The organism is Micromonospora sp. WMMD975, from assembly GCF_029581215.1.
Taxonomy (GTDB): domain Bacteria; phylum Actinomycetota; class Actinomycetes; order Mycobacteriales; family Micromonosporaceae; genus Micromonospora.
In genome coordinates, this window is record NZ_CP120739.1 from 5319014 (window position 1) to 5334831 (window position 15818).

The following is a 15818-nucleotide window of genomic DNA, read 5'->3' on the forward strand; positions in this document are numbered from 1 at the left end:
GGATGGCCTCCGTCGGCGGGGCCGCACCTTTCGGCCCGGCCCCGCCAGGGATCTATGGCACTAACGGAACAAATCACCTCAGCAGGCGCGGGAGCGCCAGCGTCGGCCGTCGTCGGTCGGCTTCCAGTCGGCCGAGTCGCGCGTGTCGGCGGTGAGCCCGAGGGCGCTGGCGCCGACGAGAAGGAGCAGGAAGAGGAGGAGCAGCAGAACGGTCACGGCGGCGCTCGCTTTCACTTGGTGGAGAGTGTTTTCGCCGCCGGTGCGCACCGGACACCACCAAGTCTGCGGCCCGCCGTCCGCTGCGGACAGTGGCAGGAATGCCCGCCACCATCGATTTCCTGCCACTGGCCGGGTTACCCTCGTCACATGCTCCGCTCCGTTGCCGTCCTCGCGATGGACCGGGTCGCCACGTTCGAGCTGGGCGTGTTCGCCGAGGTGTTCGGCACCGACCGCACCGACGACGGCTTCCCCCGCTACCGGTTCCAGGTCTGCACGCCTGGCGGCCGCGCGGTGCGCACCTCCTCCGGCTTCCATCTCCAGCCGCACGCCGACCTGGCGCCGCTCGAAGAGGCCGACCTCGTCGCGGTGCCCGCGCACTTCAGCGGCGTCACGGTGCCCGGTGACGAGGATCTCGCCGCGATCCCGTCCGACGTGCTGGCGGCGCTGCGCCGGGCCGCCGAGCGCGGGGCGTACGTGATGAGCGTCTGCTCGGGCGCGTTCGTGCTCGGCGCGGCCGGCCTGCTCGACGACCGGGAGTGCACCACCCATTGGCTCTACGGCGACGAGTTGCAGCGCCGCAACCCCCGGGCCCGGGTCCGGTGCAACTCGCTCTACGTGCAGGACGGCCGGCTGCTCACGAGCGCCGGCACCGCCGCCGGGATCGACGCCTGCCTGCACCTGGTCCGCCAGGAGCACGGCTCCGCGGTGGCCACCCGGCTGGCCCGGCGGATGGTGGTCCCGCCGCACCGCGACGGCGGCCAGTCCCAGTACGTCGAGGCGCCGATCCCGAAGGCGCCGGAGGCGCCCACCCTCGAACCGGTGCTGGAGTGGCTGATGGGTCACCTGCACCACGGCGTGACCGTGGACGAGCTGGCCGCCCGCGCCGGCATGGCGCCGCGCACCTTCGCCCGCCGGTTCCGCGCCGAGACCGGCACCACGCCGCACGACTGGCTGACCAACCAGCGGGTGCTGCTGGCCCGGCGGCTGCTGGAGGACACCCGGCTCAGCGTGGAGAGCGTCGCCGACCAGGCCGGCTTCGGCGACGCGGCGGCGCTGCGGCACCACTTCACCCGCCGGGTCGGCACCACGCCGCACGCCTACCGGACCACCTTCCGCGAACGCGCCGACGCCTGACCGGCCCGCGGTTAAGCGGGGCCCCCGCCTATACCGAAGGCGTTAAGCGGGGCCCCCGCCTTGCACGAGGCGGCCCGCGTGGCGGCGCACCGGCAGGCCGCCGGGCAGGTGCGCCGGGCCCTGCCCCCGCCAGTCGGTGACCAGGGCGTCGAGCGCGGCCACGTGCCGGTGGGACAGGGCGGCCGGCGCGGCGCCCAGCTCCCGCGCCCAGGCGTGCAGCACCCGGGTGCGGACCGCCGCCGGCAACGCGGCGAGCCCGTCGACCGAGAGCCCGCCACCGGCGGCCCGGACGTCGGCGAGCGCGTCGTCGGCGAGCGCGTCGAGCGCGGCGGTGTCGGCCGCGAGCAGACGGGCGGTCCGGGCCAGGTTCGCCACCACCGCCGGCCCGAGCGCGTCGACGAGCGCCGGCAGCGCCTCGGCCCGGACCCGGGCGCGGGCGTACGCGGGATCGGTGTTGTGCGGGTCGGCCCACGCCGCCAGGCCGAGCGCGGCGCAGGCCGCCCGGGTGTCGGACCGGGTGACGTCGAGCAGCGGGCGCAGCAGCGGCACCCCGTCCCACTCGCGCCGCTCCGGCATCCCGGCCAACCCGCGCGGCCCGGCGCCCCGGGCCAACGCCAGCAGCACGGTCTCCGCCTGGTCGTCGCGGGTGTGCCCGAGCAGCACGCCGGCCGCGTCGTGCCGCCGGGCCGCCGCGACGAGCGCCTCGTAGCGGGCCTGCCGGGCGGCGGCCTCGGGACCGCCGGGTCGGCCGCTGACCCGTACCGGGATCACGTCGACGGGGTCGAGCCCGGCCGTGCGGGCCCAACCGGCGACCGCGTCGGCTCGCTCGGCCGAACCGGGTTGCAGGCCGTGGTCGACGGTCACCAGGCCGGCCGGGCGGCCGAGCCGGGGCGCCACGAAGGCGGTGGCCGCGGCGAGCGCCAGCGAGTCGGCCCCACCGGAGCAGGCCACCAGCACCGGCCCGTCCCCGGGCAGGCCGGTCAGCAGCCGGCGGACGGCGAGCCGGACGGCGGTGACCGCCGGCGCCGGTGCGGCCGGTGCCCGGGCGGGCGGGGCGGCCGGCACCCGGGCGGCCGGTTCAGCCGGCGGTCGGGGTGGCACCGGCCGGCCCGTGCACCCGCGACACCCAGGCGTCCGGGTCGCCCAACTCGTCCAGCCGGGGCAGGGTGAGCGGGGAGGAGAAGATCTTGTTGAAGCCGGTCATGCCGACGCGGTCGACCACGCCGTGCACGAACTTGCGGCCCTCGGCGTACTGGCGCATCTTCACCTCGACGCCGAGCAGCCGGCGGATCGCCTTCTCCAGCGGGTTGCCGGACTCCCGGCGGCGGTTGAACGCCGACCGGATCGCCTCGACGCTGGGAATGACCTCCGGGCCGACGCCGTCCATCACGAACTCCGCGTGCCCCTCCAGCAGGGTCATCAGCGCGGTCAGCCGGTCCAGCACGGCCCGCTGCGCCGGCGTCTGCACGATGTCCAGCACGCTGGCCCGGCGGTCCGGCTCCCGGACCGCGTCGGAGAGCGTGGCCACGCCGCGGCGCAGGCGCTCCAGCAGGTGCTCGCCGCCCTGCGAGGCGTCCACGAACGCCTGCACCTCGCCGAGGAAGTAGGCGCGCATCCACGGCACGGCGGTGAACTGGGTGCGGTGGGTCACCTCGTGCAGGCACACCCACAGCCGGAAGTCACGCGGGTCGGCGCCGAGCTTCCGCTCGACCTCGACGATGTTCGGGGCCACGAGCAGCAGTTGCCCGGGGTCGCCGGCGAAGACCTCGTACTGGCCGAGCACCCGGCCGGAGAGGTAGGCCAGGATGGTGCCGGCCTGCACGCCGGTGAGCCGGGAGCCGATCGCCTCGGTGAAAGCGCCCGGCCGCTTGTCCCCGGAGAGCCGCTCGACGAGCGGGGTGACGACCTCGCGCAACCCGGCGATGTTCGCCGCCGCCCAGTCCCGGCGGTCGACCACGCGCACCGGCGGGTGCGCCACCTGGGCCCGCAGGCCGGTGTAGTCGGCGACGTGGCCGGCGGCCTCCTCGGTCAGCCGGCGCAGGTCACCGACGACGTCGGTGGCCTCGGCGTACGACACCCGGGGGCCCGACTTGCTCAGCGCCCCCGCGGTAGCGGCGGCCAGATCCCAGTCCACGAACTGCGCCATGAACCCACCGTACCCGCGCCGGAACACCCCCACCCCGGCTCACGCCGGCCGATCGACGGTGGTCGGTCACCGACAGCCGCAGCCGGCCAGCGCGGAGGTGATCCGGTCGAGCGCCTGCCGGGTGTCGTCGAGCGAACCCTGGGTCCGGTCGGTGAGCACGGCGAACGTGAGCAGCCGGCCGTCGGCGGTGGTCACCGTTCCGGCGATGGCGTTCACCCCGGTCAGCGTGCCGGTCTTGGCGCGCACCACGCCGGCGCCGGCCTTGGTGGTGGCCGCCCGGTAGCGGTCGTCGAGCGTGCCGGACCAGCCGCCGACCGGCAGGCCGCCGAAGATCGCGGCCAGCTCGGGGTGACTCCCGTTGCCGGCGAGCGTGATCAGGTCGGTGAGCAGCGACGGGCTGATCCGGTTGGTACGGGACAGCCCGCTGCCGTCGGCCAGGCTGATCTCCTCGGCGGGCAGCCCCAGCTCGCCGAGCACCTCGTCGGTGGCCGCCGCGCCGCCGACGAAGGACCCGGGCTTGCCCTTGGCCAGCGCGACCTGGCGGGCCATCGTCTCGGCGATCACGTTGTCGCTGTCGCTGATCATGATGTCGACCAGCCGAATCACCGGCAACGACTCGACCTTGCCCAGCTCGGCGCCGGGCGCGGTGCCCGACCCGCCGGCGGTCGGCGCGGTTTCCCGGGTCACCTGGGCCGCGCTCCCGGTGAGCCCGAGCAGCTTCGCGAACTGCCGGCCGGCGGTCAGGTCCGGCTGTGGCACCCGCTCGGCGGCGTGGTTGGTCTCCTCGGCGGTGCGCCGTGCCTGCGCCGGGTCCTTCCGCGCGCCGTCGGTCATCAGCGCGGTGATCGCCGCGCCGAACCCGCCGGTGGGGATGTCGGCGTCCCAGCCGGGCTCGAAGACCGGGCCGCTGAACAGCGACGAGTCGACGGTCACCTTGGTCGGGGCGGTGCCGCCGAGCGCGGCGCGTACCTGGGCGGCCAGGTCGTCCAGGCGGGCCGCGCCCGGATAGAAGGCGTTCTTCTTGTCCACCGCGAGGGTGGGGTCGCCGCCGCCGACCAGGACCACCTCGCCCGGGTTCGCGCCGGCCACCGCCCGGGTGGGGATCCGGTACGCCGGGCCGCGCGCCGCGAGCACCGCGACGGCGGTGGCCAGCTTGGTCACCGAGGCGGGCACGGTGGGCGTGTCCGGCCCGTTGCCGTAGAGCGCCTGCCCGGTGCTCACGTCCGCCACCGACACGTGCACCCGGTCGCCGAGCGCGGCGGCGCGTACCAGCGGATCCAGCGCGGCCCGGAGGCCGGCCCCGGTGGGCAGCGGGGCGTTGCCGTCCGGGCCGGCCAGCACCGCCGGCGGGTCGGGCTCGGGCGGCGCGGCGGCCGTACCGGACGGCGTGGCCCCGCCGCCGAGCCAGCCGGCGACCGGGCCGGGCCGGAGCACGGCCACTCCGCCCGCCGCAAGGGCCAGGACCAGCACGCCGACGAGCACGGCGACCAGTCGACCCCGGCGGCGCGGCCGGACGGGCGGCGACGGAGAGCCGGCGGCCGGCGGCGGAGAGCCGGCGGGCGGCGACGGAGAGCCGGCGGGCGGCGGCGGGGAGTATGGCGGCGGGGCGACAATCGCGGGCGGGACCGGCGGGCTCACCGGGACCGGGGCGGGCCAGTTTCCCGGCGACGTCCGGTCGCCCGGGTGGCCGAACCGGGCCGAGCCGGTGGCCGGCGTCGCCGGATGGGTCAGGTTGGCGCCGGGGACGGACACCCGCCCGGCGGCACCGGTGGGACCGGCATCGGATCCGGCGGACCGCCGCCCGTCAACCCCCTCGGGGCGGTAGTGTGAATCTTCCCTCCCCACGGACCCCTCCTCCCCCACTCGAAATCACCTTGGGTGACACTACTTCGGTCCGAACACTATGCGGCGGCCGGAGCCGGCGGGGGGCGTTCCCCCGTGCGGGCGGCGAGCCGGTGGTTTCCGTCAGCCAGCGTGGGCAACGAGGGAGCGTGGAAGATGGATTTCGACGTCACGGTTGAGATCCCCAAGGGTCACCGCAACAAGTACGAGGTGGACCACGCGACCGGCCGGATCCGGCTGGACCGCACCCTCTTCACCTCCACCCAGTACCCCGCCGACTACGGCTTCATCGAGGGCACCCTGGGCGAGGACGGCGACCCGCTGGACGCGCTGGTGCTGGTGCCCGAGCCCACCTTCCCGGGCTGCCTGATCCGCTGCCGCACCATCGGCATGTTCCGGATGACGGACGAGAAGGGCGGCGACGACAAGGTCCTCTGCGTCCCCTACGAGGACCCGCGCCAGGAGCACCTGCGGGACATCCACCACCTGGGCGAGTTCGACCGGCTGGAGATCCAGCACTTCTTCGAGGTCTACAAGGACCTGGAGCCGGGCAAGTCGGTCGAGGGCGCGACCTGGGTGGGTCGGGTCGAGGCGGAGGCGGAGATCGTCAACTCCTACCGGCGTGCCAAGGAGGCCGCGGAGCGCGGCGAGACGCTGCACTGACGGCGAGACCTCACCGGGGCCCGGGCCGCGTTCGCGACCCGGGCCCCGGCGCGTCCGGGCGAGCCGGCCGCGGGCCGGTCGCGTTCAGGCGAGCAGGCCGCGGGCCCGGTCGTAGAGGTCGAGCACCGCGCAGGCCACCGGGACCACCGCGACCACGAGCGCGGTGTCGGTCAGGTCGGCCAACCGTCCGAGGTACGGCGAGACCGGCCGCCGGGCGTACGTCACGCCGGCGGTGACCGTCGCCAGGGCCAGGGCGAGCCCGCCGACGGCCAGCGCGATCCGACCGCCCGGCCCGACCCGTGCCGCGACCACCATGCCGAGCAGGGCGTAGCCGGCCAGCCCGGCGGTGACGGCCGGCACCCGGTGCCGCACCGCCACGAAGAGCCGGGAACGCAGCAGCAGCACGCCGCAGGCGACGGCGACAAGCAGCCGCCCGGAGGTCCTACCGGTGGCCACGAGCACGACGGCGGCGCCCACGGCCAGCAGCGCGTGCCCGAGCAGCATCCCGGTCAGCGCCTCCTCGGCCCGGGCCACCGCCGCGTGCACCCGCCCCCGGTCGGGCAGGTCGCGGGTGCCGGCAGGGGTGGGCAGGGTGAGCGGTGGCAGCGGCAGCTTGCCGACCCGGATGGCCAGCAGCGGCAGACCGCCGAGCGCGAAGACCAGGACGCCGAGCAGCACGGCCGCGGTGCCGGCCGGGTCGAGCGGCAGCGCGCCGAGGGCGGCCGCCGCGCCGCCCGCGCCGGCGGTCACGCCGGCCACCGGGACCCGGGACCGGTGGGCCACGCCGAGGAGGACGAGCACCGCCACCAGCAGCAGCGCGACGGAGCCGACGAGCAGTTCGGGCGCGCCGAGCCAGCGCAGGCCGGGGAGCGGGCCGACCGGATCGCCCGAGCCGACCGCGAGCGCCCCGGCCGCCGCCGCCCAGGGCAGCGCGTATCCGCCGAGGGCGGCGCCGGCCGGGCCGTCCCCGTACGCCCGGGAGGCGGCGGTGGCGGCGAGCACCAGGATCAGGGCGACCGCGGTGGCGACCGGCCAGCCGCCGCGTTCCCCGGGACCGGCCGACAGCACGGCGACCAGCCCGACGGCGAGCGGCACACCGGCGCCGGCGAGCGTGGCGGCCCGGGTCGCGCCGGCCGACCAGGCGGCCCCGCGGCGGCGGGACCCGTCGACGATCGCCTCGACCACGTCGTCGTACTCCAGCTCGGGCCACTCCGCGCGGGCGGGTACGAGGTGCAGCACCTCGCCGTCGCGGACGCCCTGCGGCAACAGCGCCTGGGCGGTGGCGAGCACCGCGCCGTCGGTGCGCCGCAGCACCCACCCGCCGTGCCGTTCGCCGTCGTCGGCGAGCCCCTCCCCGGCGTGCCGGAGCACCTCGGGCAGCAGCTCGGCCAGGGGAGTCTGCTCCGGCAGGGCCACGTCGACCCGCCGCCGGGGCGCGCTGATCGTGACCCGGGCGAGCCCGCTTGTCATCGACGTATCTCCATCATCGAGCCGGATCGGTGGGCTGACGGACGAGAGGACTTTACCTACTATGAGCCAGGCTCGGGTTACCGAGAGCCATGGGAGGCTGCGTGTCCACTGTCGTCATCAAGCGGCCACCGCGCCGTCCGGCCCCGGAGATCCCGGTCGGCGAGCTGCCCGTCGAGGCGCCGCCGGAGATCCCCACCGCGGCCGGCGGGCGCTGGCAGCAGGCGCTGCTGGTGCTGCCGATGCTCGGCGGGACGGTGGCCATGGCGATGATGTTCGGCCGGGGCGGCGGCGCCTACTCGTACGTGGTGGGCGGGATGTTCGGGCTCTCCTCGCTGGCGATGCTCGTCACCACCTGGGGCAGTGCCGGCCCGAAGAAGTCCGAGCTGATGGGCGCCCGCCGGGAATACCTGCGGCACCTGGCCACGCTGCGCAGCCGGGTCCGGGAGACCGCCGGCGCGCAACGGGCCGGGCTCTCCTACCGCCATCCGGAGCCGGGGCGACTCTGGTCCACGGTGGACAGCCACCGGGTGTGGGAGCGCCGGCCGGGCGACCCGGACTTCGCCGTGGTCCGCGTGGGCGTCGGGCCGCAGACGCTCGCCACCCCGCTGGTCCCGCCGGTCACCCGCCCGCTGGAGGAGCTGGAGCCGATGACCGCCGGGGCGTTGCGGCGCTTCCTGGACGCGTACTCGGTGGTGCCGGACCTGCCGGTGGCGCTGTCGCTGCGCAGCTTCGCCCGGGTCTTCGTGCGCGGTCCGGCCGGCGCGGTACGCGGCGCCGGCTCGCCGGCCGCGCAGGCGCTGGCCCGGGCGGTGCTCACCCAGCTCGCCGTCTTCCACGCCCCGGACGAGATGCTGGTCGCGGTCTGCGCCGGGCCGGAACGCCGGGACCGCTGGGAGTGGGTGAAGTGGCTGCCGCACGCCCACCACCCGGCGCGCACCGACGCGCTCGGTCCGGTGCGCCTGGTCACCAGCGCCGCCGCCGACCTGGAACGGCTCCTCGACGACGTGCTCGGCAGCCGGTCCCGGTTCAGCCCGCACGGCCCGGCCACCGACGGGCCGCACGTGGTGGTGGTGCTCGACGGCGGCGACCTGACCGGGGCCGCCGACCTGGCCGGCGACGGCGGCATCGACGCGGTCACCGTGCTCGACCTGGACACCCCGCCGCCCCGGCTGCTCGACCGGTACGCCCTGCTGCTCGACGTGGTCGACGGCCGGCTGCACTCGCACTCCGCGGAGGGGCACGCCGAGGTCGGCGCCGCGGACACGCTGGCGCCGGCGGACGCGGAGGCGGTGGCCCGGCGGCTCGCGCCGCTGCGGCTGGCCGGTGCGGCACGTGGACCGGCCGCGGCACCTGGCGCCGAGCCGGGCCTGCCGGAGCTGCTCGGCCTCGGCGACCCGGAGGGCTTCACCGCCGAGCAGGGCTGGGCGCCCCGCGCCGCCCGCGACCGGCTGCGGGTGCCGATCGGGGTGGGCGCGGACGGCGGGGCGATCGACCTTGACCTGAAGGAGTCGGCGCTCGACGGCATGGGCCCGCACGGACTGCTGATCGGGGCCACCGGGTCGGGCAAGTCGGAGCTGCTCCGCACGCTCGTGCTCGGTCTGGCCGCCACGCACGGCTCGGAGCAGCTCAACTTCGTGCTCGTCGACTTCAAGGGCGGTGCCACCTTCGCGCCGTTCGAGCGGTTGCCGCACACCGCCGCCGTGATCACCAACCTGGCCGACGCGCTACCCCTGGTCGACCGGATGGTCGACGCGATCAACGGGGAGCTGATGCGTCGTCAGGAGCTGCTGCGCCGGGCCGGCAACTTCGCGAGCGTGCGCGACTACGAGCGGGCGCGCGCGGCCGGCAGCCCGCTGGCCCCGCTGCCGTCGCTGCTGCTGATCTGCGACGAGTTCTCCGAGCTGCTCTCCGCCAAGCCCGACTTCATCGACCTGTTCGTGCAGATCGGCCGGCTGGGCCGGTCGCTCGGCGTGCACCTGCTGCTGGCCAGCCAGCGGCTGGAGGAGGGACGGCTGCGCGGGCTGGACACCCACCTGTCGTACCGGATCGGGTTGCGCACGTTCTCGGCGCTGGAGTCCCGGACGGTGCTCGGCGTGCCGGACGCGCACGAGCTGCCCCGCACGCCCGGGCACGGCTACCTGCGTTCCGGCACCGATCCGCTGGTCCGGTTCAAAGCCGCGTACGTCTCCGGGGCGGTCCGCCGGCGCACCGGCCCGGCGGGCGGCGCCGGCGCCGGCGAGGCGCGGGTGCTCGCGTTCTCCACCCACCTGACGCCGGTGCCCGAGCCGGCCGAGCCGGCCGCCCTCACGGCCGAGGAGGAGGGCGGGGAGACACTGCTCGACCTGCTCGTGGGCCGGCTGGCCGGGCAGGGTCCCCCGGCCCACCAGGTGTGGCTGCCCCCGCTGGACGCCGCACCCACGCTGGACGAGCTGCTCGGCCCGGTCGGCGTCGATCCGACCCGCGGGCTGACCGTGGCCAATCCCGAGCTGCACGGCGCGTTGCAGGTGCCGGTGGCTGTGGTGGACAAGCCCTTCGAGCAGCGGCGGGACCTGTTCTGGCTGGCCCTGGACGGTGCGGCCGGACACGTCGCGGTGGTCGGCACCACCCGCAGCGGCCGGTCGGCGCTGCTGCGCACGCTCGTCTGCGCGTTGGCGCTCACCCACACCCCGACCGAGGTGCAGGTCTACTGCCTCGACTTCGGCGGCGGGACGCTCGGCGCGCTGCGCGACCTGCCGCACGTCGGCGGCGTCAGCGGCCGGACCGACGGCACCGCGGTCCGTCGCACCGTCGGCGAGGTCGCCAACCTGCTCACCGAGCGGGAGCGGCGGTTCACCGAGGCGGGGGTGGAGTCGATGGCCGCCTGGCGCCGGCGGCGGGCCGCCACGCCGGCGGGCGGACCGGCCGGGGCCGACCCGTTCGGGGACGTGTTCCTGGTCGTGGACGGCTGGAACACGCTGCGCGGTGAGTACGAGGACCTGGAGCCGCTCGTCACCGAGCTGGCCACCCGGGGGCTGGCGTACGGGGTGCACGTGGTGGCGAGCGCGCTGCGCTGGTCGGACTTCCGGCCGGCGATCCGGGACCTGTTCGGGTCCCGGCTGGAGCTGCGCCTCGGCGACCCGGCCGACTCGGTGGTGGTCAAGCGCGCGCTGGCGGCGACCGTGCCGGAGGAGCGGCCGGGGCGCGGGATCACCGCCGGTGGGCTGCACTTCCTCACCGCGCAGCCCCGGGTGACCGCCTTGGGCGCCGAGACCGGTGACCTGGTCACGTCCGTCGCGCAGGCGTGGACCGGCCCGGCCGCGCCCCGGGTACGGCTGCTCCCGCCGGTGCTGCCGTACGCCGAGCTGGACCAGACCGGGACCACCGGCCTGGCCTTCCCGATCGGGGTGGCCGAGGCCGACCTGGCCCCGGTGGTGCTGGACTTCGCCACCGAGCCGAACTTCGTGGTCTTCGGCGACGCCGAGTGCGGCAAGTCCTCGTTCCTGCGCGCGCTCGCCACCTCGATCGTCGGTCGGTTCGCCCCGGAGCAGGCCCGGGTGATCCTGGTCGACTACCGGCGCAGCCTGATGGGCGCGATCGAGACGGCCCACCTCATCGGGTATGGCACCGCCGCCCCGCACACCACCGAGCTGATCGAGTCGGCGGTCGGTTATCTCCAGGGGCGGCAGCCGGGGCCCGGGGTGACTCCGGCCGAGTTGCGCAGCCGGTCGTGGTGGACCGGGCCGGAGTTGTTCGTGCTCGTCGACGACTACGACCTGGTGGCCGGCGGGCCGACGAACCCGTTGCGGGCGTTGGAGGAGCACCTTCCGCATGCCCGGGACGTCGGGCTGCACCTGGTGCTGGCACGGCGTTCCGGCGGGGCCGGGCGGACCGCGTACGAACCGATCATCCAGCGGCTGCGGGAGTTGTCCACGGCCGGGCTGGTGATGTCGGGCGGCCCGGAGGAGGGTCCGCTCGTCGGGCAGGTGAAGGCCGGGCCACTGCCGCCGGGCCGGGCCCGTCTGGTCACCCGCCGTGAGGGCGTACGTCTGGTGCAGTTGGCTCATCTCCCGCCCGGGTGACCGGACGCGCGGAAGTGCCCCGTGACGGCCGGGACAACCGGTAATCTCCGAGCAGCATGTTTCGGGAGCGACGGAATGGCTGGGGGACTGTGACCAGGGACCGGCAGGGACTTCCCGGCGTGCCGCCCCGGCGTCTCGCCGGGCGGGCACTGCTCTCCGCCGCGGCGGCGCTGGCCGTCACGGCCGGTCCGCTGGTTCCGCCGGCGTACGCCGCGCCGGCCGCCTCCGTCGCCACCCGGCCGCCCTCCTGGGTGACTCCGCGGCTCGTGTTCCGGGCGGACCAGGTCCGCGACGAGCAGTGGCAGTTGGCGGAGCTGCGGGCGAAGACCGCCTGGAAGACGTCGACCGGTCGCGGCGTGGTGGTCGCAGTGATCGACTCCGGGGTGGACGCGTCCCACCCGGACCTGGCCGGGCAGGTGCTGCCCGGCCTCGACATGGTCTCGCCGGGCGGCACGGACGAGCCGGATCCGGTCGGGCACGGCACCACGGTGGCCGGGTTGATCGCCGGCCGGGCCGACGACGACCGTGGCGTGGTGGGGCTGGCGCCGGACGCGAAGATCCTCCCGATCCGGGTGCTGGACGCCGAGAACCGGTACGACGACGCTTTGATCATCGCGAAGGCGGTGCGCTGGGCGGTCGACAACGGCGCCCGCGTGGTCAACCTGTCGTTGGGCGGCGGCGGAGACAGCCCGGCCCTGGCCGCCGCGCTCGACTACGCCTTCGCCCGGGACGTGGTGGTGGTGGCGTGCACCGGCAACCTGGCCACCTCGACCACCACGAAGGTCTGGTATCCGGCCCGGGAGCCGGGCGTGCTGGCGGTCACCGGCCTGGATCGCAACAGCGAGCACCTCTGGTCCGGCGCGATCACCGGCCGCGAGACCATCCTCAGCGCACCGGCCACCGCTCTCTACGGCGCCCGCTCGCGGGGTGGCTACTGGCGGGTGCAGGGGACGAGCTTCGCCGCGCCGCTTGTCGCCGCCACGGCCGCCCTGGTCCGCGCGCGGTATCCACGGATGTCGGCCGGCGACGTGGTCAACCGGCTGATCGGCACCGCCCGGGATCTCGGCCCGACCGGCCGGGACGACCGGTTCGGCTACGGCATGGTCGACCCGGTGGCGGCGCTCACCGCCGATGTGGCGGCGGTGGGGCACAACCCGCTCGACGACAACGCTTCGCCGGGTGTGGTGGGCTTCGGGCCCGCGCCGGGTTCGGACCCGGACACCCGGGCCGCGGCGGCGGGGCAGGGCGGCGACCCGTTCGGCCGCTCGCAGCCGGCGGGGTGGGCGGCCCGCCCGGCGGGGCAGGCCGACCGTTCCACGCCGGAGCGGCTGTGGTCCGGGCTGGCCCTGTTCGTCGCGCTTGTCACCGGCACCGCGTTGATGGTGCGCCGGTTCCGGCGGGCCCGTCGCTGACCGGCGACCACCACCGGTCTGACCACGCCCCGAGCGGGGTAGTGACCATCCCATGAACAGCTCCGGCTCGACGTTCACCCGCGACCGGTCCTGGCGGAGCCGCCGCCTCGACCCCGACCGGTCGCTGGGTCTCCGGCTCACCCTGGCCGCCGTCGCGGTGATCCTGGTGCTGGTGCCGTTCGCCCTGCTGGCGTTGCTGGTGCTCGGCGCCTGGCCGCCGCTGCTCCGGCTGGACGCGGCGGTCACCGACGCGTTCCACGGCTACGCGGTGGGCCATCCGGCCTGGGTGCGGGCGATGACCGTGTGGACGCACGTCTTCGGGCCCGGCCCGCTGCGGGTGGCCGCCGCGGTGGTGGTGATCTGGCTGCTGCGACGCGGGGTACGCCGGCTGGCGGTCTGGGTGGTGGCCACGATGGTGGCCGGTGGCCTGCTCGGTGCGCTGCTCAAACTGCTCGTCGGCCGGGACCGGCCGGATCTGTTGGAGCCGGTGGCCCGGGCCGCCGGCTACTCCTTCCCGTCCGGGCACGCGCTGACCGCGGCGCTGGCCGCCGGGGTGCTGCTGCTGGTCTTCCTGCCGTTCGCCCGCGGCGGGGCCGGACGGGTCGCGTTGTGGACCGCGGCGGCGCTGCTCACGGTCGTGACCGGGCTGAGCCGGATCGCGTTGGGCGTGCACTGGACCAGCGACGTGGTGGGCGGGTGGGTGCTCGGGGCGGCCGTGGTGGCCGCCACCGCGGCCGGTTTCACCACCTGGCGGTCCGGCGCCGGGCACCGACCGGCCCGGCCGCTCCGCGAGGGGGTGGAACCCGAGGTGGCCGACCCGGGGCCGGCGGACAGCCGGGCGTAGCGAGAGGTCCGTCGGGGTAAAGGGCGGCTCATGTCCGATGTCGCGGTCCAGATCGCCCGGCGCGTCCTGCTGCCGGTGGCCCTGCTCTTCGCCGCCATGGTGGGCCTGGGCCTGCTGGTCACCCGGGTGCTCACGCACACCTGGCCGTTCACCGTGGAGGACGCGGTCAACCGGGAGTTCGCGGGCGACCGGACTCCGGGGTGGAACGACGTCTCGCTCGTCTTCAGCACGTTGGCCAGCACCCAGATGATCGTCGTGGTGACCGTGCTGGCCGCGTTGGTGCTGCGGTTGGTGCTGCACCGCTGGCGGGAGCCGATCTTCCTGTGCGCGGCGGTGATCGCGCAGGCGCTGATCTTCTTCTTCACCACCATGGTCATCGACCGGAACCGGCCGACCGTGGCGCACATGGACTCCTCCCCGCCGACGTCCAGCTTCCCCTCCGGGCACACCTCGGCGGCGACCGCGCTCTACGTCGGCCTCGCGCTGCTGCTGGCGCTGCGGGCGCGCAGCACGCCGGCCAAGGTCACCTGGTGGACGCTGTTGGTGCTGGTCCCGGTCGGCGTGGCGCTCACCCGGATGTACCGGGGCATGCACCATCCGAGTGACGTGGTGGCCTCGTTCGTCAACGGCGGCACCTGCGTGGCGATCATGGCGCGGACGGTGCTCGACCGCACGCTCACCTGGGGGCGGGCGAAGGTGTCGCCGATCCGTCCGGGCGGCGACGTGACGCCGGCGGGCGCCCCGGCGGGCGGCTGACCGCCGCGCCGGCCGGCGTCAGATGCAGTCGGCCTCAGGTGCAGTCGCCGGTGGCCACTCCCCGGGTACGCTCCGCGCCCGCCAGCGCCACCGACCGTGCCTCGGCCGCGGTCACCGCGAAGCCGGTGTTCGGGTCGTCCGCGGCCGCCGCGAAGATCACCCCGAGCACCAGCCCGTTCGAGGAGACGAGCGGGCCGCCGGAGTTGCCGCTGCGCACCAGCGCCCGGATCGTGTAGATCTCCCGCGTCACGTCGCCGGAGGAGTAGATGTCCGGCCCGGTGATCCGGTCGACGTCGCGGACCCGGGCCGGCCGGGCGTCGTACGGGCCGTCGAGGGGGAAGCCGAGCACGATCGCGTCCGCCCCGCTGCCGGCGGCCCCGGCGGCGAAACGCAGCGACGGTCCGGGCAGCCCGGGCACGTAGAGCACGGCCAGGTCCCGCGCCGGGTCGTAGACCACCACCTCGCCGTCGTAGCGCTCCCCGCGCAGCTCCACCGCCACCGATCGGGTGCCGGCCACCACGTGCGCGTTCGTCATCACCCGGTCGTCGGCGTAGACGAAGCCGGAGCCCTCGATCCGGCGGGAGCAGCTCGGCGCGGAGCCGAGCACCTTCACCACGGACCGCTTGCTGTTCGCGACCACCTGCGAGCCGGCGAGCGCCGGGTCTGGCGGGGAGACCTGCCGGGCGTTGGTGCTGCCCAGGCCGTTGAACACGTCGGGGAAGCCGTTGGTGTCGACGGTGTCCCGCAACGCCGTGGAGAGCTCCTGGGCGCGGTCGGGCAGCACCCGGTCCACCACGGTGAGCAGCGCGCTGTCCTTGACCGAGGCGGCCAGCCAGGGCACCGACGAGGAGCCCAGCGGCACCGCGACCAGCCAGGCCACGAGCATGACTGCGATGACCGAGATGAACGCGCCGCCGACGTCGTCGACCTTCTTCCCGGTCGGTCCGGTGATGGCGGCGCGCAGGTTGGAGCCGAGCCAACCGGCGAGCGCCTGCCCCAGCACGGCGAGCCCGAAGATCGCCACCAGGGAGATCAGCACCCGGGTGCCGCTGGCCGCGAACTGCCTGGCGATCAGCGGGCCGACCTGGAGACCTATCAACGCGCCCAGGAAGAACCCGGAGAACGACAGGGCACCGATGACGAAGCCCTGACGGTATCCGCTGATCGCGAACACGAGCATGAGCAGCAGCAGTACGAGATCCACGGCGGACACGCCCCCAGGGTACGGGCACCGGGCTCGCAGCCGGCTCAGCGCTCGCTGAACGTGACCTGAG

Annotated in this window: 12 protein-coding genes; 6 read left to right on the forward strand and 6 right to left on the reverse strand. The window is 75.6% G+C overall.

The features are described 5' to 3' along the window. Positions 1-78: 78 nt before the first annotated feature. A complete protein-coding gene (locus tag O7613_RS23625) occupies positions 79-216 on the reverse strand; it encodes a hypothetical protein (RefSeq protein ID WP_281586277.1) in 138 nt (45 codons plus the stop codon). A 150-nt stretch (positions 217-366) separates the two neighbouring features. On the opposite strand from O7613_RS23625, the gene O7613_RS23630 reads away from it, so the two are divergent. Then, entirely contained in the window at positions 367-1353 is a 987-nt protein-coding gene (locus O7613_RS23630) for a helix-turn-helix domain-containing protein (RefSeq protein ID WP_281586276.1), read from the forward strand. 42 nt (positions 1354-1395) lie between these two features. On the opposite strand, the gene tilS is transcribed toward O7613_RS23630, so the two are convergent. From tilS to dacB, 3 genes are all read right to left on the reverse strand, one after another. Next, the gene (gene tilS / locus O7613_RS23635) at positions 1396-2418 is read right to left on the reverse strand and encodes a tRNA lysidine(34) synthetase TilS (RefSeq protein ID WP_282294601.1); all 1023 of its coding nucleotides are present in this window, start codon (positions 2416-2418) and stop codon (positions 1396-1398) included. 13 nt (positions 2419-2431) lie between these two features. Then, positions 2432-3499: a zinc-dependent metalloprotease gene (locus tag O7613_RS23640; protein WP_282290050.1), complete on the reverse strand. Its 1068-nt coding sequence runs from the start codon at positions 3497-3499 to the stop codon at positions 2432-2434. 66 nt (positions 3500-3565) lie between these two features. After that, the gene (dacB, locus tag O7613_RS23645; protein ID WP_281590028.1) at positions 3566-4990 is read right to left on the reverse strand and encodes a D-alanyl-D-alanine carboxypeptidase/D-alanyl-D-alanine-endopeptidase; all 1425 of its coding nucleotides are present in this window, start codon (positions 4988-4990) and stop codon (positions 3566-3568) included. A 507-nt stretch (positions 4991-5497) separates the two neighbouring features. On the opposite strand from dacB, the gene O7613_RS23650 reads away from it, so the two are divergent. Further along, positions 5498-6004 (forward strand): inorganic diphosphatase, encoded by a 507-nt coding sequence (locus O7613_RS23650; RefSeq protein ID WP_091070192.1) that lies wholly within the window; start codon positions 5498-5500, stop codon positions 6002-6004. An 84-nt stretch (positions 6005-6088) separates the two neighbouring features. Here the strand turns inward: O7613_RS23650 and eccD are convergent, their stop codons facing one another. Next, positions 6089-7474 carry a type VII secretion integral membrane protein EccD gene (gene eccD, locus O7613_RS23655; protein WP_281586274.1) on the reverse strand — a complete coding sequence of 462 codons (1386 nt, stop codon included), beginning with the start codon at positions 7472-7474 and terminating at the stop codon, positions 6089-6091. Positions 7475-7575: 101 nt separating this feature from the next. Here eccD and eccCa point away from each other — a divergent pair, with 101 nt between their 5' ends. The 4 genes from eccCa (at position 7576) to O7613_RS23675 (ending at position 14544) form a co-directional block, all read left to right on the forward strand. Then, positions 7576-11532, forward strand: a complete 3957-nt coding sequence (gene eccCa, locus O7613_RS23660) for a type VII secretion protein EccCa (protein ID WP_281586273.1) — start codon at positions 7576-7578, stop codon at positions 11530-11532. A gap of 119 nt (positions 11533-11651) precedes the next feature. Beyond that, complete coding sequence (mycP, locus tag O7613_RS23665; protein ID WP_282294602.1) at positions 11652-12944, forward strand: type VII secretion-associated serine protease mycosin; 1293 nt, start codon at positions 11652-11654, stop codon at positions 12942-12944. A 52-nt stretch (positions 12945-12996) separates the two neighbouring features. Beyond that, positions 12997-13788 (forward strand): phosphatase PAP2 family protein, encoded by a 792-nt coding sequence (locus O7613_RS23670; protein WP_282290053.1) that lies wholly within the window; start codon positions 12997-12999, stop codon positions 13786-13788. Positions 13789-13818: 30 nt separating this feature from the next. Continuing rightward, positions 13819-14544: a phosphatase PAP2 family protein gene (locus O7613_RS23675; RefSeq protein WP_282290055.1), complete on the forward strand. Its 726-nt coding sequence runs from the start codon at positions 13819-13821 to the stop codon at positions 14542-14544. Positions 14545-14578: 34 nt separating this feature from the next. Here O7613_RS23675 and O7613_RS23680 read toward each other — a convergent pair whose 3' ends face one another. Continuing rightward, positions 14579-15757, reverse strand: coding sequence for a MarP family serine protease (locus tag O7613_RS23680; RefSeq protein WP_281586269.1), 1179 nt, complete (start codon positions 15755-15757; stop codon positions 14579-14581). Positions 15758-15818: the final 61 nt, after the last annotated feature.